The following is a 17910-nucleotide window of genomic DNA, read 5'->3' on the forward strand; positions in this document are numbered from 1 at the left end:
GGACGGCTCAGCTCACCCCTGGCAACGGTCCCACCGTGGGACACGGCCCCGGTCCCTATCAGAGAGTCATCAACTCAGCGTCTAAGACATCGTTCGGGACGCCCGCTGTCACAAGAGACGCATCCGTGAAACCGCAAACCAGGCACCCTACTTACTCGGCTCCAGGATGGCGACACACTCCACATGCGAAGTCATCGGAAACAGATCAAACGCCCGAAGCATCCGCACCCGATACCCCCCCTCCCGGAAATACCCCAGATCCCGCGCCAGCGCGGCCGGGTCGCAGGCGACGTAGGCGATGCGGCGGGCCGAGAGGGACGCGAGGTGGGCGACCGTGGCGCGGCCGGCGCCTGCGCGGGGCGGGTCGAGGACGATGAGGTCGACCTCGGTGATGCCGGTGCGCGGGAGGACGGAGTCGACCTTGCCCTGTTCGATGCGGACGCGGGGGAAGTCGGCGAGGTTGTGGCGGGCGTCCTCGACGGCGCGCTTGCCGGACTCGATGCCGAGGACGGCGCCCTTGTCGCCGATGCGGTCGGCGAGCGCGCCGGCGAAGAGGCCGACGCCGCAGTACAGGTCGAGGGCCATGTCGCCCTTGCGCGGCAGCAGGCCCTGCATCACGGCGGTCACCAAGGTGTCGGCCGCCTTGGGGTGGACCTGCCAGAAGCCGCCGGCGCCCACGCGGTGGGTGCGGCCGTCGGCGCGTTCGCGGACGAAGGGGCGGCCGTGCACGCGGTGCACGCCGCCGGTCTTCTCGTCGACGCGCAGGACGGAGACCGGCTTGTCCAGTTCGACCAGCGGGAGGCGGCCGCCGGGGCGCGGGGTCAGCACGACCTGGCGGTCCTGGGAGCCGGTGGCGGCGATCGCCTCGACCGTCTCCATGCCCGTCCAGTCGCGCTGCTCGATGCCGAGTTCGCTGACACCCTCGGCCGCGATCATGCAGTGTTCGATCGGCTCGACCTCGTGCGAGCGGTGGCGGCGCAGGCCGGCCCTGCCCGTGGCCGGGTCGACCGCGTACTGGACGCGGGTGCGCCACTGCGGGACCTCGCCGGCCGGCAGCTTGTCGCCCTCGGCGGGCATCACCGTGCCGTCCCAGCCGGCCTCCTCCGGGGTGAGGCCCGCGAGCCGCTCCAGCTGCTCGGCGATCACCTCGCCCTTCAGGCGGCGCTGGGCGCCCGGCTTGGCGTGCTGCCAGTCGCAGCCGCCGCAGCGGCCGGGGCCGGCGTACGGGCAGGGGGCCTCGACCCGGTCCTTGGACGCCTCAAGGACCCGTACCGCGTCCGCGCGCAGGAAACGGGCGCCCTCCTCGCCCTCGGTGACCCGGGCCACCACCCGCTCGCCGGGCAGCGCGTGCCTCACGAAGAGCACCTGGCCCTCGGCGGTGCGAGCGATGCAGTGGCCGCCGTGCGCCACCGGGCCGATCTCGACCTCGTACTCCTGGCCCACCAGCGAGTCCGTCTCCGGTCCCACCTGCGAGTTCTTCGGTTCTGCCTGCATGGTGGGGTGACTCCAGATCGAGAACGGGGGAACGAGAACGGCGAAACGGCCGGACAACAGCCCACCAGTCTACGTGGGTGTCGTCCGGCCGTTCACCACGAGGCCGGAGCCGTACGAGGCCGGGGCTGTACGACGTCGGGGCTGTACGACGTCGGGGCTGTACGACGTCGGGGCTGTACGACGTCGGGGCTGTACGACGTCGGGGCCGAAGGGCTGAGGCTGCGCGCAGCCTCAGCCCTTCGGCGCCGAAGACTCCTTCGGCTCCTTGCGCACCTGCGCCGGACCGCGCCGGACCGCGCCCGGCGCGCTCCACTCCTGGCGCCTGCGGGCCCGCAGCTTCGCCGCCTCGGAGGAGGCGAGCTGGTAGGGCACCGAGGTGACCATGACGCCCGGCGTGAACAGCAGCCTGCCCTTCAGGCGCAGCGCGCTCTGGTTGTGCAGCAGGTGCTCGTACCAGTGACCGACGACGTACTCGGGGATGATCACCGAGACGGCGTCGCGCGGGGACTCCTTGCGCAGGCTCTTGACGTACTCGATGACGGGCCGGGTGACCTCGCGGTAGGGCGAGTCGAGGACCTTCAGCGGGACGTCGATGCCGCGCCGCTCCCACTCCCCGCGCAGTGCCTTGGTCTCGGCCGGGTCGACGTTGACGGTGAGCGCCTCCAGGCTGTCGGAGCGCATCAGCTTGGCGTAGGCCAGGGCCCGCAGGGTGGGGCGGTGGATCTTGGAGATGAGGACCACGGAGTGGATCCGGGAGGGGCGCGCGAGGTCGTCGTCCGGTTCCTCGGGCGCGGCGATCTCCTCGGAGACCCGGTCGTAGTGCTTGCGGATCGCCGTCATCGTCGCGAAGAAGATGCACATGCCCAGCAGGGCCACCCACGCGCCGTGCGTGAACTTGGTGAGCAGCACGACGACCAGCACCAGGCCGGTGAGGAAGGCGCCGAAGGCGTTGATGGCGCGCGAGCGGATCATGCGCCGGCGCTTGGCCTGGTCCCGCTCGGTGGCCAGGTGGCGGTTCCAGTGCCGGACCATGCCGATCTGGCTGAGCGTGAAGGACACGAACACGCCGACGATGTACAGCTGGATCAGCCGGGTGGAGTCGGCGCCGTAGACGACGGTCAGCAGGGTCGCCGTGCCCGCGAGCAGCACGATGCCGTTGGAGAAGGCGAGCCGGTCGCCGCGGGTGTGCAGCTGGCGGGGCAGGTAGCGGTCCTGGGCGAGGATCGAGCCGAGCAGCGGGAAGCCGTTGTACGCCGTGTTCGCCGCGAGGAAGAGGACCAGTGCGGTGGCGGCCGCGAGGACCACGAACAGGAAGCTGCCCTTGCCGAAGACGGCCTCGGCGACCTGGGAGATCACCGGGTTCTGGACGTATCCGGAACCGATCGGGGAGCCGTTGCGCAGGAGGTCGGTGGCCGGGTTCTCGGCCATGTGGACCTTGGTGGTCATGGCCAGCACGATGATGCCGCAGAACATCGTCACGGCCAGCAGGCCCATCATCGCCAGCGTGGTCGCCGCGTTCTTGGACTTGGGCTTGCGGAAGGCCGGGACGCCGTTGGAGATCGCCTCGACGCCGGTGAGGGCGGCACAGCCGGAGGAGAAGGCGCGCAGCAGCAGGAAGACGAGGGCGAAGCCGGCCAGTCCCTGGTGCTCGGCCTTGATGTGGAAGCCGGCGGTGGGCGCCCGCATGGTGTCGCCGAGGGCCAGGCCGCGGAACGCACCCCAGATGATCATGACGAAGACGCCGGCCACGAAGACGTACGTCGGGATCGCGAACAGCGTGCCCGACTCCCTGACGCCGCGCAGGTTCATCACCGTCAGCAGCAGGATCACCACGACCGCGCAGAGCACCTTGTGCTGCACCACGAAGGGCACCGCGGAGCCGAGGTTCTCGATGCCGGAGGAGATCGAGACGGCGACGGTCATGACGTAGTCGACGAGCAGTGCGCTGGCCACCGTCAGGCCCGCCTTGGGGCCGAGGTTGGTGGTGGCGACCTCGTAGTCGCCGCCGCCGCTCGGGTAGGCGTGCACGTTCTGCCGGTAGGAGGCGACCACGGTGAACATCAGCACCACGACCGCGAGGGCGATCCAGGGGCTGAAGTGGTACGCCGACACGCCCGCGATGGACAGGACCAGCAGCACCTCGCCGGGCGCGTACGCCACGGAGGACAGCGGGTCGGAGGCGAAGACAGGGAGAGCGATGCGCTTCGGCAGCAGGGTCTCCCCCAGCCGGTCGCTGCGCAGTGCGCGCCCGATCAGAATCCGTTTGGGCACGTCGGTCAGTTTGGACACAACAGAGGATCGTAGAGCGTCGAACTGCGGGTCGCCCACCTGCCGTCCGAGATCTGCCTCACGAGTGAAATCGCGAGCGGCGGCCGCTGCGGATTCCGCAGGTGAGGGGGTTGCCGTGCCTAGATGGCTGAACTCCGCCGAACTTCGCCGATTCCCTGCCCGTTCCCCGGCCCTCGCCGCCCCCGGAGGTCCCATGCCCCCGACCGCGGAGCTGATCGGCGCCGTCGCGGCGCTGCTCGGCCTCGGATTCCTCACCGCGTGCAGCGTGCGCAGCATCACTCGGCGTGGACCCTCACAAGTGGAATAAGTCCCTCATCGGCGCTCTCGGGTGTGGCGCGGCTCACCTCCCGCCCGGTTCCCGCTCGCCCTCCCGCGGGGGGCCGACCGGGCGGGCCTGGGCGATGAGGAGGGCCACGTCGTCGTGGTCGTCGGGGTGGCGCAGGGCCCGCAGGAGCCACTGGCAGGTCTCGTCGAGCGGGCGGGGCGGTTCGCCGAGGACGCGTGGTTCGTCGAGGATGCGCAGCAAGGTGGCCAGGCGCTCGTCGATGGGGTGGTGGCGGGTCTCCACGAGACCGTCGGTGTAGAGGACCAGCCGGTCGCCGGGGCGCAGGTCGAAGGCGGTGGTGCTGAACGGCACCCCGCCGACGCCGAGGGGAGCACCGGTGGGCAGGTCCAGGAGCGCGGGGCGCTGTCCGGCGCGGATCAGGACGGGGGGCAGGTGGCCGGCGTTGGCGATGTCGCACTGGTGGCGGTGGGGGTCGTGGACGGCGTAGAGGCAGGTGGCGATGTAGCGCTCAAGGCCGCAGGTGATCTTGTCCAGGTGCCGCAGCACCTCGTCGGGGACCAGGCCGAGATCGGCGTAGGCGCAGGTCACCGTGCGCAGCCGGCCCATGGCCGCGGCGGCGTCGATGCCGTTGCCCATGACGTCACCGACGACCAGGGCGGTCCGGTCGCCGGCCAGCGGGATGACGTCGTACCAGTCGCCGCCGATCTCGCTGGACGCCTGGGCGGGCTGGTAGTGGGAGACGACCTCCAGGCCGGTGAGCCGGGGCGGGATGCCGGGCAGCAGGGAGCGCTGGAGGGTCTCGGCGGAGTTGCGCACGCTCTGGTGCCAGCGGGCGTTGTCGATGGCCACCGCCGCCCGGGCGGCCAGTTCGCCGGCGAGGATCACGTCGTCCTCGTCGAAGGGCAGCGGGTTGCGGGTGCGCAGCAGGTCGAAGGCGCCGAGGACCTCGTTGTGGGCGATCAGCGGCACCGCCAGGTAGGAGTGCACACCGGCCCGGGCGAAGGCGGCCGCGGCGGCCGGGTCGCGGGCGATGTGCAGCAGGTCGTCCTGCCCGGTGTGGGCGACCACGACCGGCTGGCCCGTGTGGACGCACCGGGTGATCAGCCGGTCCGGGCCGTAGGCGGCGAGGTCACCGGCCTCGTCCGCGGCGGCGAGGTCCTCGGCGGGGTGGGCGCCGGCCACGGCGAGCGCGCGGAACAGTTCCGGGCCCTCGTGCGAGGCGGTGGTGCGGCGGAAGGCCAGGACGGCGTCGAGCACGTCGACCGCGGCGACGTCGGCCAGGTCGGGCACGGCGGCGTTGGCCAGCTCCTGCGCGGTCTGCTCCACCTCCAGGGTGGTCCCGACCCGGGCGGAGGCGTCCGCGATCAGCGCGAGCCGGCGCCGGGCCCGGTCCGCCTCGGTCGCGGCCCGGTGGCGCTCGGTGACGTCGACGACCGAGTGCGCCACGCCGATCACCCGCCCGCCGGCCCCTTCGATCCGGTAGTACGACACCGACCAGGCGTGATCCTCGTCCGGGTCGGCCTCGGTGCGGCCGACGATGTACTGGTCGATCAGCGGGGTGCCGGTGACCAGGACCTGCCGCAGGGCGGACTCGATGGTGTCGATGGCGGCGAACGGGAGGATGTCGTGCGGGCGGCGGCCGATGTGGTCGGCCGCGGAGATGCCGTCGATCCGTTCCAGCGCGGGGTTGACCAGGACGTAGCGCAGGTCGGCGTCGAGCAGCGCGATGCCGATGGGTGACTGGGAGACCAGGCGTTCGGACAGCGCCAGCTCGGTCTCGATCCGGTCCAGCGTGCCCCGGTCGGCGGCGATGCCCAGGGCGTAGACGTCGCCGAGGTCGTCGAGGAGGCGCATGTTCCGGAACTCCACCAGGCGGGTGCCGCCGTCCTTGTGCCGGACGGGGAACGCGCCGGCCCAGCTCGTACCGGTGCCCAGCACCTCGGCGAACAGCTGGGTGACCAGTTCGCGGTGCTCCTCGTGGACCAGCAGCCGGGCCGCGTACCGGCCCAGCGCCTCCTCGGCGGTGTAGCCGAACACCTCGCTCGCCTGCGGGCTCCAGAACACGATCCGGCCGCCGCTGTCCAGCACCACCGCCGACACGCTGAGCAGGTCGAGCAGCCCGCCCGGCGGCGTCGGCTCCGCCTGGTGCGTCCGCGCTTCCTCCCCGAACGACGCGTCGGTGGCCATCTGACTCAGCTCCCTCCTCGCCCGGGCCCGGAGGCTGCGACTGCCGAGGGCCGTCCCCTCCATGCTGCTCCCGGAACGGCACGTCCCCCACCCGACCGCGCGGACCTGGCGTGCCCGTCCTTGCGCACGCCGGTGGACCTGTGGGCGCCGTGGCCGCTTAAGCTCGTGTCCTGGCAACGCCCCGAGCCGTTGCCCGGTTGTTGCCCAGCAGACTGAGAGAGAAGAGTGAGCAGGGTGTTTTCGCAGGTCATCGGCTTGACCAGGACTGCGGGGTAGGGCCAGGTGCACATCGTCATCATGGGCTGCGGGAGAGTGGGCTCCGCTCTCGCCCAGACCCTGGAGCAACAGGGGCACACGGTCGCCGTGATCGACCAGGACCCCACCGCCTTCCGCCGGCTGGGACCCGGCTTCGGCGGTCGCCGCGTCACCGGGATCGGCTTCGACCAGGACACCCTGCGCGAGGCGGGCATCGAGGAGGCCGGCGCGTTCGCGGCCGTCTCCAGCGGCGACAACTCGAACATCATCTCCGCGCGGGTGGCCCGGGAGATGTTCGGTGTGCAGAACGTCGCCGCCCGCATCTACGACCCCCGGCGCGCCGAGGTCTACCAGCGCCTCGGCATCCCGACCGTGGCCACGGTCCGCTGGACGGCCGACCAGATGCTGCGCCGGCTGCTGCCCTCGGGCGCGGAGCCGCTGTGGCGCGACCCCACCGGCGGCGTCCAGCTCGCCGAGGTGCACGCCTCACCGCGGTGGGTCGGCCACAAGATCAGCCGGCTGCAGGAGGAGACGGGCGTCCGGGTGGCGTTCCTGACCCGCCTCGGTGAGGCGATGCTGCCCACCTCGCAGACCGTGCTGCAGGAGGGCGACCTCGTGCACGTGATGATGCGGACGGACGACGTGGACAAGGTCGAGGCGGCGTTCGCCGAGGGCCCCGAAGAGGAGAGCGGTCACTGATGAGGGTCGCCATTGCCGGTGCCGGCGCGGTCGGTCGCTCGATCGCGGGTGAGCTGCTGGAGAACGGCCACGAGGTCCTTCTCGTCGACAAGGCGCCGACCGCCATCTCGGTCGAGCGCGTCCCGCAGGCCGAGTGGCTGCTCGCCGACGCCTGCGAGATCACGTCCCTGGACGAGGCGGCGCTGCAGCGCTGCAACGTGGTGATCGCCGCGACGGGCGACGACAAGGTGAACCTCGTCGTCTCCCTGCTGGCGAAGACCGAGTACGGCGTGCCGCGCGTCGTCGCCCGGGTGAACAACCCGAAGAACGAGTGGCTGTTCAACGAGGCGTGGGGCGTGGACGTCGCCGTGTCCACCCCGCGCCTGATGTCGGCCCTGGTGGAGGAGGCGGTGAGCGTCGGCGATCTGGTGCGGCTGCTGCGCTTCAGCCACGGCGACGCCAACCTCGTCGAGCTGACCCTGCCGGAGGAGTCGGCGCTGGCCGGCACCCAGGTCGGGGACGTCGAATGGCCCGAGGACACCTCCCTGGTCACCATCATCCGCGGGACCCGGGTCCTCACTCCCTCCCAGGAGGACTCGCTGGAGGCGGGCGACGAACTGCTGTTCGTGGCCGCACAGGCCCGCGAGGAGCAGCTGGAGGACCTGCTGTCGGTGCGGCGGCCGGACACGGAGGGCTGAGCCCTTCGCCTCGCGTACGCCGATGGGGGCGCCCGGAGATCTCCGGGCGCCCCCATCGGCGTACGCGGGCCGTACGCGAGTTCTGCGGCGGCCGTGCGAGGGTCCTGCGGCGGACCGTACGCGCGTCTCCTGCGGCGGGCCGCACGCGGGCCCTGTGGCGGGCCGTGCGGGCGGCTAGGCCCCGCGGCGGTGCCGGCCGGCCGCCGGACCCGCCGAGCCGTCCAGGCCGCCGCCGGTCGCAGCGTCCGGGCCCTCGCCGCGCTCGGCCGCGAGGGCGGCCTTGCGCTCCTCCTCGGCCTTCTCCTCCGCCTCCATCTCCGCGAACACGTCGATGGGCGCGGGCGCCTTCGCCAGGAACACCCAGGTCAGCCAGACCGCCAGCAGGAACGGCGGGATCTTGAGGGCGACCAGGACCCAGCCGAGCTGCGCGGTGTTCGCCCACCAGTACAGCGGGAAGAGGATCGCGCACTTGGCGAGCAGGATCAGGCCCCAGGCCCAGCTGGCCTTGGCGTACGCCTTCTTGCGGCCCGGGTTGCGGGTGCGCCAGGAGAGGTTCTCCTTGAAGACCGGGCCGAGGATCAGGCCGATCAGCGGGACCCCGGCGAGCGTGGTCACGATGTACGCCAGCGCCAGGCCCAGCGTGTACAGCATGCCCGGCAGGTAGAAGTCCTTGGCGTTGCCGGTCATCATCGCGAAGACGACGCCGAAGGCCACGCCGAAGACGCCGCTGAAGGCGTGCTTGACGGTGTCCCGCATCACCAGCCGCACCGCGACCAGCGCCAGGGACACCACCAGGGCGGCGATCGCCGACCAGTGCAGGTCCTTGTTGATCGTGAAGATGGTGACGAAGAGCAGCCCGGGGAGCACGGTCTCGACCATGCCGCGCACCCCGCCGAACGCCTCGAAGAGCGCGGCCTCCGTCACCGCCCTGGCGCCGTCGTCGGCGGCCGTCTCTTCGGCCGGCTTGTCGAGTGACGTCACGGGCTACTCCCGTCCGAGGGGTCGCAGTTCGTACTTGGGGTTGAACAGCACCCGGCGGCCCCGGCTCATGGAGATCCGCCCCGATGCGATCAGCTTGCGCCCCGGTTCTATACCCACGATGGAGCGCCTGCCGAGCCACACCACGTCCAGGGCGGCGGAACCGTCGAACAACTCCGCCTCCAGGGCCGGGACTCCGGCGCGCGGGCGCAGGGTGACCGTGCGCAAGGTACCAGTTACCGACACGATCTGCCGGTCGTGGCAGTCACCGATCCGGGTGCAGCCCGCGGTCTCGGAGTCCTCGCGCAGCTCCTCCGACTCCAGGTCCTCCTGCGAGGTCGAGAGCCGGTCGAGCATGCGCCGGAACCGGCCCGCCGGCTTTTCGGGACGAGGAACAGCACTCATGCCTGAAGCGTACCGGGGGACACCGACAGGCCCGTAACGCGCTCACCCCCCGCCCCTGCCGCACCACCGCCGGCACTGCCGGCACCGCCATCACCGCCCTCCCCGTCATCTTTCGAAGCGGTAACCCATCCCGGGCTCGGTGACGAAGTGCTTGGGGTGCGAGGGGTCGGCCTCCAGCTTGCGGCGCAGCTGGGCCATGTAGACGCGCAGGTAGTTGGTCTCGGTCCCGTACGACGGCCCCCACACCTCCTGCAGCAGCTGCTTCTGGCTGACCAGCCGGCCGGTGTTGCGCACCAGCACCTCCAACAGGTGCCACTCGGTCGGGGTCAGGCGGACGTCCCGGCCGTCCCGGTTGACCTTCTTCGCGGCCAGGTCGACGGTGAACTCGTCGGTCTCCACCGTCGTCACGTCGTCGTCGCCGGTGCCGACGGGCTCGGCGCGGCGGACCGCGGCGCGCAGCCGGGCCAGCAGTTCGTCCATGCCGAAGGGCTTGGTGACGTAGTCGTCGGCGCCCGCGTCCAGCGCCTCGACCTTCTCGTCGGAGGAGTGCCGGGCGGAGAGCACCAGGATCGGCACCCGGGTCCAGCCGCGCAGGCCCCGGATGACCTCGACGCCGTCCATGTCGGGCAGGCCCAGGTCGAGGACGACGACGTCCGGATGGCGGGAGGCGGCCAGGTCGAGGGCGGTCCGGCCGTCGTGCGCGGCGTCGACCTCGTACTTGCGTGCCTTGAGGTTGATCACGAGGGCGCGCACGATCTGCGGCTCGTCGTCGACCACCAGCACCCTGGTCATGAAACCTGCCTCTCCGGTTGTACGGGTCGTACGGGTCGGTCCGGCCGGGAGCCGGTCTCCGGCGGGGGCGGCTCGGTGTGCGCGGTCGCCGCGCGGAGGCTGAGCACCATGGTGAGACCGCCGCCGGGGGTGTCCTCGGCGGCGAGGGTGCCGTTCATGGCCTCGGCGAAGCCGCGCGCCACCGCGAGCCCGAGGCCGACGCCCGCCCCGCGCGGGGCGTCGCCGTGCCGCTGGAAGGGCTCGAAGATGCGGTCCTTGGCCTCGTCCGGCACGCCCGGGCCGCGGTCGACGACCCGGACCTCGACGCGGTCGGCGATGGCGCTGGCCGACACGAGGACGGGCGCGCGCCGCGGGCTGTACTTCACGGCGTTCTCGATGATGTTGGCCATCGCGCGCTCCAGCAGCCCGGCGTCCACGGCGACCATCGGCAGCGTCTCGGGGACGTCCAGGTCCACGCTGTCCTCCGGTACGCCGCCCAGCGCCATCGGCACCACCTCGTCGAGGTCGATCTCGCGGATCAGCGGGGTGACGGTGCCGGTCTGCAGGCGGGACATGTCCAGCAGGTTGCCCACCAGGTGGTCGAGCCGGTCGGCGCCCTCCTCGATGCCTTCGAGCAGTTCGGCGCGGTCCTCCTCGGACCATTCGACGTCCTCGGAGCGGAGCGAGGAGACGGCCGCCTTGATCGCGGCGAGCGGGGTGCGCAGGTCGTGGCTGACGGCGGCGAGCAGCGCGGTGCGGATGCGGTTGCCCTCGGCGAGGGCGCGGGCCCGGTCGGCCTCCTCCTGGAGGCGGCGGCGGTCCAGGACGACGGCGGCCTGCGCGGCGAAGGCGGCGAGTACGCGGCGGTCGGAGGCGGGCAGCACGCGGCCGGTCAGCGCCAGCGCCATGTGGTCGCCGACGGGCATGTCCACGTCGGCCTCCTCGGGGCGCTGGAGGGGGCGGTCGGTGCCGACCCGGCCGGCGCAGGTCCACGGGTCGACGTCGCTCTGCCGTTCCAGGAGGGCCACGGACTCCATGCCGAAGGTCTCCCGGACCCGTTCGAGGAGCGCTTCCAGGCTGGTCTCGCCGCGCAGGACGCTGCCGGCGAGGAAGGACAGTATCTCGGCCTCGGCGCGCAGCCGGGCGGCCTGGTGGGTGCGGCGGGCCGCCAGGTCGACCACCGAGGCGACCGAGACGGCGACCCCGACGAAGATCGCGATGGCGACGATGTTCTTGGGGTCGGCGATGGTCAGCCGGTGCAGCGGGGGTGTGTAGAAGTAGTTCAGCAGGAACGATCCGACGGCCGCCGAGGCGAGGGCGGGCAGCAGGCCGCCCAGCAGGGCCGCCGCGACCGTCAGGGCGAGGAAGAGCAGCATGTCGTTGGCGAGACCGAGGTCCACGGCGCTGAGCAGCAGCGCGAGGACGACGGGGCCGGCGACCGCCATCGCCCATCCCCAGACGATCCGGGCCCGCCCGAGCCGGGCGCCCCGGGCCACGGGCAGTCCGCGGCCCTTGGCGATCTGCCCGTGGGTGACGATGTGCACGTCGAGGTCGGGGCCGGACTCGCGGGCGACCGTCGCGCCGACGCCGGGCCCGAAGACGTACTGCCAGGTCTTGCGGCGCGAGGAGCCCAGCACGATCTGGGTGGCGTTGACGCCGCGCGCGAAGTCGAGCAGCGCGGCGGGTATGTCGTCGCCGATGACGTGGTGGAACGTTCCGCCGAGGTCTTCGACCAGGGTGCGCTGGAGGGCCAGTTCCTTCGGGGAGGCGGCGGTCAGGCCGTCGCTGCGGGCGATGTAGACGGCCATGACCTCGCCGCCCGCGCCCTTCTCCGCCAGGCGGGCCGCGCGGCGGATCAGGGTGCGTCCCTCGGGGCCGCCGGTCAGGCCGACCACGATCCGCTCGCGCGAGCCCCAGATCTTCGACACCCGGTGCTCGCTGCGGTACTGCTGGAGGTACTCGTCGACCCGGTCGGCCACCCACAGCAGGGCCAGCTCGCGCAGCGCGGTGAGGTTGCCGGGGCGGAAGTAGTTGGACAGGGCGGCGTCGACCTTGTCCGGCTGGTAGATGTTGCCGTGCGCCATCCGGCGGCGCAGGGCCTCGGGCGACATGTCGACCAGCTCGATCTGGTCCGCCCGCCGGACGACCTCGTCCGGGACGGTCTCCCGCTGCCGGACCCCGGTGATCGACTCGACGACGTCGCCGAGTGATTCCAGGTGCTGGATGTTGACGGTGGAGACGACGTCGATGCCGGCGGCGAGCAGTTCCTCGACGTCCTGCCAGCGCTTGGCGTTGCGGGAGCCGGGCACGTTGGTGTGGGCGAGTTCGTCCACCAGGGCGACCGCCGGGGCGCGGCGCAGCACGGCGTCCACGTCCATCTCGGTGAAGACGGACCCCCGGTGCTCCAGTTCCCTGCGCGGCGTCTGCTCCAGGCCGTGCAGCATCACCTCGGTGCGCGTCCGGCCGTGGTGCTCGACGAACGCGACGACGCAGTCGGTCCCCCGCTCCACCCGGCGGTGCGCCTCGGACAGCATCGCGTACGTCTTGCCGACTCCCGGTGCCGCGCCGAGGTAGATCCGAAGCTTGCCGCGTCCCATGGCCTCATTGTCTTCCCGTCACACCTGTGCACGCAGCGTCGACCCTACGACCCGCAAGGACGGCAAATGGGGCGGGGTGGGGGTGAGGGGATCACTTTGACGCAACTCTGACGCGAGGGAGGGGGTGGGGCCGGGCCGAGTCGGCAAGCCGCCCTCAGTGTTCGGCTATCTCGCCGTCGCGCAGCTCCAGGACCCGGTCGGCGAGGTCCAGCAGGGTCAGGTCGTGGGTGGCGACGAGGGCGGTGACCTGCCGGCTGTGGACGACGGCGCGCAGCAGTTCCATCACGGCGAGCCCGGTCTCCGCGTCGAGCCGGCCGGTGGGCTCGTCGGCGATCAGCAGTGCGGGATCGTTGGCGAGGGCGCGGGCGATGGCGACGCGCTGCTGCTGGCCGCCGGACAGCTCGCCGGGCCGCTGCCGGGCGTGGCCGGCGAGGCCGACGAGGGACAGCAGCAGCTCCACGCGCTCCTCGCGTTCGCGCGGGTCGGCGCGGCGCATCCGCAGCGGCACGCCGACGTTCTCCGCGGCAGTGAGGATGGGGATGAGTCCGAAGCTCTGGAAGACGAAGCCGACGCGGTCCCGGCGCAGCGCGAGCAGCCCGTCCTCGCCCAGCTGCGTCAGGTCGCTGCCGTCGACCTGGACGCGGCCCTCGTCCGGCTGGTCGAGTCCGCCCACGATGTTGAGCAGGGTGGTCTTGCCGGATCCTGAGCGCCCCTTGAGGGCGACCAGCTCGCCGCGCGGCACCTCGAAGGAGACCCCGCGCAGGGCGTGCACGGCGGCGGCCGCCTGCCCGTAGGACTTGTGCACGTTCTCGACGCGCACCATCGTCCCGGTGGCGACCTGGCACATGTGCCCTCCCCGCTGTGCTCCCCCGTGGACCGTGCGCGCCGGGATCACGACCGGCGGCCGTCCCTTCCATCCCCCGCTCCCCCAACGCGCGGGGCCCGGCAATGGTTCCACCTGCGACACCCAGCACCCAGCACCCAGCACCCAGCACCGCGAAGGGCCGCACCCCCGCGGAGGTACGGCCCTGTGCCCCATCGGGCGCATCCTGCGAGCAGCGGTCAGCGGACCTCGGTGATCTCCGGGCCGCGCTGCAACTGGCCCATGCCGCCGGAGAAGCGGGACTGGCCCTCGTCCTGCTGGACGCTCTCGGGCACCATCTGGGCGTCGTTCGGCAGTTGCAGGACGATCGGGTCGCGCGGCGCCATCGGGCCCTCGCCGCGCACCACCACGGTGTCCCGGAAGATCTGCTCCAGCAGCCCGGCCGCCTGCGGCTGCACCGCGCCCTGGCCCGAGATCACCCCGCGCAGGAACCAGCGGGGCCCGTCCACGCCGACGAACCGCACGACCTGGAAGCCGCCCGTGCCGTCCGGCAGCTGCACCGGCACCTGGGCGCGCAGCTCCCAGCCGAGCGGCCCCTCGGCCTCGTCGACGATGCCGCCCTGCTGGGTGATGCCGGACGCGATCTCCTCGCGCACCTCGCCCCAGATGCCCTCGCGCTTGGGGGCGGCGAAGGCCTGCAACTGGACGGCGCTGTCGCCCAGGACGACGGTCGCCGCGACGATCGCGTCGCCCGCGACCTCGACCCGCAGTTCCATGCCGTCGACGCCGGGGACGAACAGACCGCCCAGGTCCACCCGCCCCTCGTTCGCGTCGCGCACCTCGGAGCTGTCCCAGGGCCCGTCGGGCCGCGGCTCGGGTTCGAGCCGCACCCGACCGGACCCGTCCTCGTCGTCCGCCTCGGTGTCGACGTTGTCGACGACCTGCTCGGCCTCGCCGGCCGCGTCCTCGGCGGCACCCTTCTTGTTGCGACGTCCGAACACGTCACTGTCCTTCCCGGTCGGATACGACCGAAGCGTATCGATTCCCACCCGTCTGACCGCCCAGGGCGGCCCGACCGTCTGTGCCGCTCCCGGCGTCCACCGCGGCATGGCCACCGGTGGACCCGAAGCCCCCCTCGGCCCGTGCCGATGCGGGAAGTTCCGCGACCTCCTGGAAGCGGACCCTCTCGACCTGCTGGACGACCAGTTGGGCAATCCGGTCGAAGCGCTCGAACCGCACCGACTCGCGCGGGTCGAGATTCACCACGATCACCTTGATCTCCCCACGGTACCCGGCATCAACCGTCCCTGGGGCATTCACCAGGGCGACACCGCACCGGGCGGCCAGGCCGGACCGGGGGTGCACGAACGCCGCGTACCCCTCGGGCAGCGCGACGGCCACCCCCGTGGGCAGTACGGCCCGCTCACCGGGTGCCAGTTCGCAGGCGACGGTGGTGCGCAGATCGGCGCCCGCGTCACCGGGGAGCGCGTACGCCGGAAGCGGTACGTCGGCGTCGACCCGGCGGATCAGTACGTCCAGGGGGGCACGGCCCACCGGCCCCGCGCCGGCCCCGGGGGTCACGGGTTCACCTCGAAGGCGCGGGCCCGGCGGATCTGGTCCGGGTCGCTCATGGCGGCCTGGATCTCCTCCTCGCGCCCGTGGTGCACGAAGTGATCGACCTTGACCTCGATGAACAGCGCGTCCGCGCGGACGGCGACAGGGCCGTCGGGGCCGCCGACGCGACCGGTGGCCGTCGAGTAGATCTTCCGCCCGGCCACCGCGGTGACCTCGGCCTCCAGGTGGAGCGTCGTACCGACCGGGACCGGGCGCACGAAGTCGGTCTCCAGGCGTCCGGTCACGGCGATGGTCCGCAGCAGCCAGTTCAGCGAGCCGAGGGTCTCGTCGAGGGCGCTGGCGAGGACACCGCCGTGCGCGAGGCCGGGCGCGCCCTGGTGGGCGGGCCGCACGGTGAACTCGGCGGTGATGCGCACGCCCTCCCCCGCGCGGGCCTGGAGGCGCAGGCCGTGCGGCTGCCGGCCGCCGCACCCGAAATACTCGCCGTAGTGCGCGCCGAGGAGTTCGCCGGGCGCGGGCGCGTCGGGATGCCGTACGGGCGCCACGGCGTCGGCGGGGGGCTGAAGGGCTGCGGGACTACCACTCACAGGCGCAGACCTTACCCGCGCGTCGGCGTGGACCGGGCACCGTGCCAAGCTTGGTTTCATGCAGCTCTCCGCCCAGCCGTACGAAGAACGTCTCACCGCGCCCCGCTCCTGGTGGCTGATCAGCTTCCTGATCGGTGTCTCGTTCGCCCTGGTCCTGCTCCCGTTCGGCATCCTGCCGATGCTCGGCGGCCTGGTCGGCGGCACCGCGGTCGCCGCGGTGGTGGCCAGCTCCTACGGGTCGGTGCGCATCCGGATCGTGAACGGCTCGCTGATCGCGGGCGAGGCGAAGGTGCCGGTCACGGCCCTGGGCGAGAGCGAGATCCTGGACGCGGAGGAAGCGCGTGCCTGGCGCACGTACAAGGCCGACACCCGCGCCTTCCTGCTGCTGCGGGCCTACATCCCCACGGCGCTGCGCGTGATGGTCACCGACCCGGAGGACCCGACGCCGTACCTGTACCTGTCCACGCGCGAGCCGGAGCGGCTGGCGGAGGCCCTGCGGACGGCCCGGGAGGCCGCCGCACCGGGCGCGAACGCATAGCCTTCCGAGCGGACGCGTAGCTTTCCGGGCGTACGTACGCCTGTGCGCGTGTACGCCCCTCGCGCACGTGGGCCTGTGCGCGTGTCAGCGACCGGGGTCCTGGGGGCCGTCGTCCATCGGCAGCGGGTTCTCCGGGGCGTCCAGGGGCGGCAGCGCGGGCAGTTCCTCCCACGGCACCTGGATCTTGCGCAGGTCCGCGCGGACCCGGCCCGCGAGCTTCTTGGTGTCGCGCCGGTTGACGACCGCGCCGACGGCGGCGCCCACCAGGAACGGCATCAGGCTCGGCAGGTCCCGCACCATGCGCTTCATGATCTGCTGGCGCAGCCGGCGTTTCATCTGGCCGCCGAGGGCCGAGTCGATCGTCGACGGTTTCATCACGTCGATCCCGCGCTCCCCCGACCAGGAGGACAGGTACGCGACGCTGCGGACCTTGAGGTGGCCGGGCGGCCGTACCCCGTAGACCTCGTGGAGCTCGGCGATCAGCTTGAGTTCGATGGCGGCCACACCGGTGATCTCCGCGGCCAGTTCGGTGGGCATCGCGGGCGGCACGGGCAGCATCGCGGCGGCGCCGATCCCGGCACCGACCGTGGAGGTCGCGTTCGCGGCGCCGGTGACGAGCTTGTCCGCGAGCTGTTCGGGATCGAGGCCCGGGAACTGCCGGCGCAGGGTGGCCAGGTCGCGGACCGGGAGCCGGGGGGCGATGTCGATGATCCGGTCGGCGAGGTGGGACAGTGCCGCCCGGGCCCGGCTGCCGCTGCCGCGGACGCCGCTCCTGGCGGCCTTGCCCGCCCTCTCGCGGATCGCGGCCGCCCGGCCCCGGGCGGTCTGCCCCGCGTGGCCGGGAGCGGCCTTCTCGCGGGCGTCGGGCGTGGGCCCTTCCGCCGGGGCGGCGGGGTCACCACGCCCGGACACCGGTTCGAGCGAGGCCGGTCCCGCCGACGCTGTCGCATCCGTCCCTTCGGACGGGCGGGAGGGGCCTCGCTCGTGGTCACGCGCGCTGTGGGAGCCGTCGGACGGTCCCGAGTCCGCTCCCCTGCGGAGGAAGCGGCGCTTCCAAGGAGGGGTCGAGCCAGTCACGGCCGACCCTGCCTCAGTCGCAGTCGCGGCAGATCGGCTGGCCGTTCTTCTCGCGGGCCAGCTGACTGCGGTGGTGCACCAGGAAGCAGCTCATGCAGGTGAACTCGTCCTGCTGCTTGGGCAGCACCCGGACGGCCAGCTCCTCGTTGGAGAGGTCCGCGCCGGGCAGTTCCAGGCCTTCTGCCGCCTCGAACTCGTCTACGTCGACGGCGGAGGTCGACTTGTCGTTCCGCCGGGCCTTCAGTTCTTCAAGACTGTCCGAGTCGACGTCGTCATCGGTCTTGCGTGGAGTGTCGTAATCGGTTGCCATGTCGCTCTCCCCCTCTGGGTGTCTGCGGGTGTCTCCAGCGCACGTAACGCGTGAGAGGCCGGACTTGTGCCCGACCTGAGGCGGAGATTTTGCCTCACATCAAGGTCTGTTACTCAATCGACACCCAACCGGACTCCTCAAGAGTGATCGGGTTGGATGGCGATGGGGACCGTACACGGTTCGAATGTCGCACTTCAAAGCGGTCTCACCGTGTACTTCCCGTGATCAGGACCCCCGAAAACCCGGATTCTTCCGACTTTTCGCCGCCCTGAATGATCACGCAGAGTAGATGGCCGGAAATCCGCGCATGTGATCGATCACACACGGAGAGGCCACTGCGGGCACGGGGAAATTCCGCGACA

General features: G+C 72.1%; 16 protein-coding genes. 3 read left to right on the forward strand and 13 right to left on the reverse strand.

Annotated elements, in window-relative coordinates; all coding sequences use genetic code 11:
* Positions 1-147: 147 nt before the first annotated feature.
* The 3 genes from ABZ858_RS12820 to ABZ858_RS12830 form a co-directional block, all read right to left on the reverse strand.
* Positions 148-1494 (reverse strand): TRAM domain-containing protein, encoded by a 1347-nt coding sequence (locus ABZ858_RS12820; RefSeq protein WP_361375758.1) that lies wholly within the window; start codon positions 1492-1494, stop codon positions 148-150.
* A 231-nt stretch (positions 1495-1725) separates the two neighbouring features.
* Positions 1726-3783, reverse strand: a complete 2058-nt coding sequence (locus ABZ858_RS12825; protein ID WP_361375761.1) for an APC family permease — start codon at positions 3781-3783, stop codon at positions 1726-1728.
* Between the two features lie 340 nt (positions 3784-4123).
* Complete coding sequence (locus tag ABZ858_RS12830) at positions 4124-6256, reverse strand: SpoIIE family protein phosphatase (RefSeq protein WP_361375764.1); 2133 nt, start codon at positions 6254-6256, stop codon at positions 4124-4126.
* Positions 6257-6538: 282 nt separating this feature from the next.
* On the opposite strand from ABZ858_RS12830, the gene ABZ858_RS12835 reads away from it, so the two are divergent.
* Positions 6539-7210: a TrkA family potassium uptake protein gene (locus ABZ858_RS12835; RefSeq protein WP_361375766.1), complete on the forward strand. Its 672-nt coding sequence runs from the start codon at positions 6539-6541 to the stop codon at positions 7208-7210.
* The gene (locus tag ABZ858_RS12840; protein WP_361375769.1) at positions 7210-7887 is read left to right on the forward strand and encodes a TrkA family potassium uptake protein; all 678 of its coding nucleotides are present in this window, start codon (positions 7210-7212) and stop codon (positions 7885-7887) included. Before ABZ858_RS12835 ends, ABZ858_RS12840 begins: the two co-directional genes overlap by 1 nt.
* Positions 7888-8061: 174 nt before the next feature.
* On the opposite strand, the gene ABZ858_RS12845 is transcribed toward ABZ858_RS12840, so the two are convergent.
* The 8 genes from ABZ858_RS12845 to ABZ858_RS12880 all read right to left on the reverse strand — a co-directional run bounded on the left by ABZ858_RS12845 (position 8062) and on the right by ABZ858_RS12880 (position 15623).
* On the reverse strand, positions 8062-8868 hold the full coding sequence (locus tag ABZ858_RS12845) for a DUF3159 domain-containing protein (RefSeq protein WP_361375772.1): 807 nt from the start codon (positions 8866-8868) through the stop codon (positions 8062-8064).
* Between the two features lie 3 nt (positions 8869-8871).
* Positions 8872-9270, reverse strand: a complete 399-nt coding sequence (locus ABZ858_RS12850) for an OB-fold nucleic acid binding domain-containing protein (protein WP_361375775.1) — start codon at positions 9268-9270, stop codon at positions 8872-8874.
* A 105-nt stretch (positions 9271-9375) separates the two neighbouring features.
* The gene (locus ABZ858_RS12855; protein ID WP_361375778.1) at positions 9376-10062 is read right to left on the reverse strand and encodes a response regulator; all 687 of its coding nucleotides are present in this window, start codon (positions 10060-10062) and stop codon (positions 9376-9378) included.
* The gene (locus ABZ858_RS12860; RefSeq protein WP_361375781.1) at positions 10059-12638 is read right to left on the reverse strand and encodes a sensor histidine kinase KdpD; all 2580 of its coding nucleotides are present in this window, start codon (positions 12636-12638) and stop codon (positions 10059-10061) included. The genes ABZ858_RS12855 and ABZ858_RS12860 overlap by 4 nt, the downstream gene beginning before the upstream one ends.
* A 154-nt stretch (positions 12639-12792) precedes the next feature.
* On the reverse strand, positions 12793-13485 hold the full coding sequence (locus ABZ858_RS12865) for an ABC transporter ATP-binding protein (RefSeq protein ID WP_361375784.1): 693 nt from the start codon (positions 13483-13485) through the stop codon (positions 12793-12795).
* Positions 13486-13700: 215 nt separating this feature from the next.
* Positions 13701-14462, reverse strand: a complete 762-nt coding sequence (locus ABZ858_RS12870; RefSeq protein ID WP_361375787.1) for a DUF3710 domain-containing protein — start codon at positions 14460-14462, stop codon at positions 13701-13703.
* A gap of 1 nt (position 14463) precedes the next feature.
* Entirely contained in the window at positions 14464-15042 is a 579-nt protein-coding gene (dut, locus tag ABZ858_RS12875; RefSeq protein ID WP_361375790.1) for a dUTP diphosphatase, read from the reverse strand.
* Positions 15039-15623 (reverse strand): PaaI family thioesterase, encoded by a 585-nt coding sequence (locus ABZ858_RS12880; RefSeq protein WP_361375792.1) that lies wholly within the window; start codon positions 15621-15623, stop codon positions 15039-15041. Before ABZ858_RS12880 ends, dut begins: the two co-directional genes overlap by 4 nt.
* A gap of 58 nt (positions 15624-15681) precedes the next feature.
* Here ABZ858_RS12880 and ABZ858_RS12885 point away from each other — a divergent pair, with 58 nt between their 5' ends.
* On the forward strand, positions 15682-16161 hold the full coding sequence (locus ABZ858_RS12885) for a DUF3093 domain-containing protein (protein WP_361375795.1): 480 nt from the start codon (positions 15682-15684) through the stop codon (positions 16159-16161).
* A gap of 84 nt (positions 16162-16245) precedes the next feature.
* Here the strand turns inward: ABZ858_RS12885 and ABZ858_RS12890 are convergent, their stop codons facing one another.
* Both ABZ858_RS12890 and ABZ858_RS12895 read right to left on the reverse strand, forming a co-directional pair.
* Positions 16246-17238 (reverse strand): hypothetical protein, encoded by a 993-nt coding sequence (locus ABZ858_RS12890; RefSeq protein ID WP_361375798.1) that lies wholly within the window; start codon positions 17236-17238, stop codon positions 16246-16248.
* Positions 17239-17251: 13 nt separating this feature from the next.
* The gene (locus ABZ858_RS12895; RefSeq protein ID WP_005481602.1) at positions 17252-17548 is read right to left on the reverse strand and encodes a DUF4193 domain-containing protein; all 297 of its coding nucleotides are present in this window, start codon (positions 17546-17548) and stop codon (positions 17252-17254) included.
* Positions 17549-17910: the final 362 nt, after the last annotated feature.

This window comes from Streptomyces sp. NPDC047017 (assembly GCF_040644175.1).
Lineage (GTDB): Bacteria > Actinomycetota > Actinomycetes > Streptomycetales > Streptomycetaceae > Streptomyces.

Bases quoted from the DNA above. Each gene is read 5' to 3' on its own strand.
- ABZ858_RS12820 (WP_361375758.1), bottom strand. From the start codon at position 1,494: ATGCAGGCAGAACCGAAGAACTCGCAGGTGGGACCGGAGACGGACTCG.
- ABZ858_RS12885 (WP_361375795.1), top strand. From the start codon at position 15,682: ATGCAGCTCTCCGCCCAGCCGTACGAAGAACGTCTCACCGCGCCCCGC.
- ABZ858_RS12860 (WP_361375781.1), bottom strand. From the start codon at position 12,638: ATGGGACGCGGCAAGCTTCGGATCTACCTCGGCGCGGCACCGGGAGTC.
- ABZ858_RS12840 (WP_361375769.1), top strand. From the start codon at position 7,210: ATGAGGGTCGCCATTGCCGGTGCCGGCGCGGTCGGTCGCTCGATCGCG.
- ABZ858_RS12895 (WP_005481602.1), bottom strand. From the start codon at position 17,548: ATGGCAACCGATTACGACACTCCACGCAAGACCGATGACGACGTCGAC.
- ABZ858_RS12850 (WP_361375775.1), bottom strand. From the start codon at position 9,270: ATGAGTGCTGTTCCTCGTCCCGAAAAGCCGGCGGGCCGGTTCCGGCGC.
- ABZ858_RS12830 (WP_361375764.1), bottom strand. From the start codon at position 6,256: ATGGCCACCGACGCGTCGTTCGGGGAGGAAGCGCGGACGCACCAGGCG.
- ABZ858_RS12855 (WP_361375778.1), bottom strand. From the start codon at position 10,062: ATGACCAGGGTGCTGGTGGTCGACGACGAGCCGCAGATCGTGCGCGCC.
- ABZ858_RS12865 (WP_361375784.1), bottom strand. From the start codon at position 13,485: ATGTGCCAGGTCGCCACCGGGACGATGGTGCGCGTCGAGAACGTGCAC.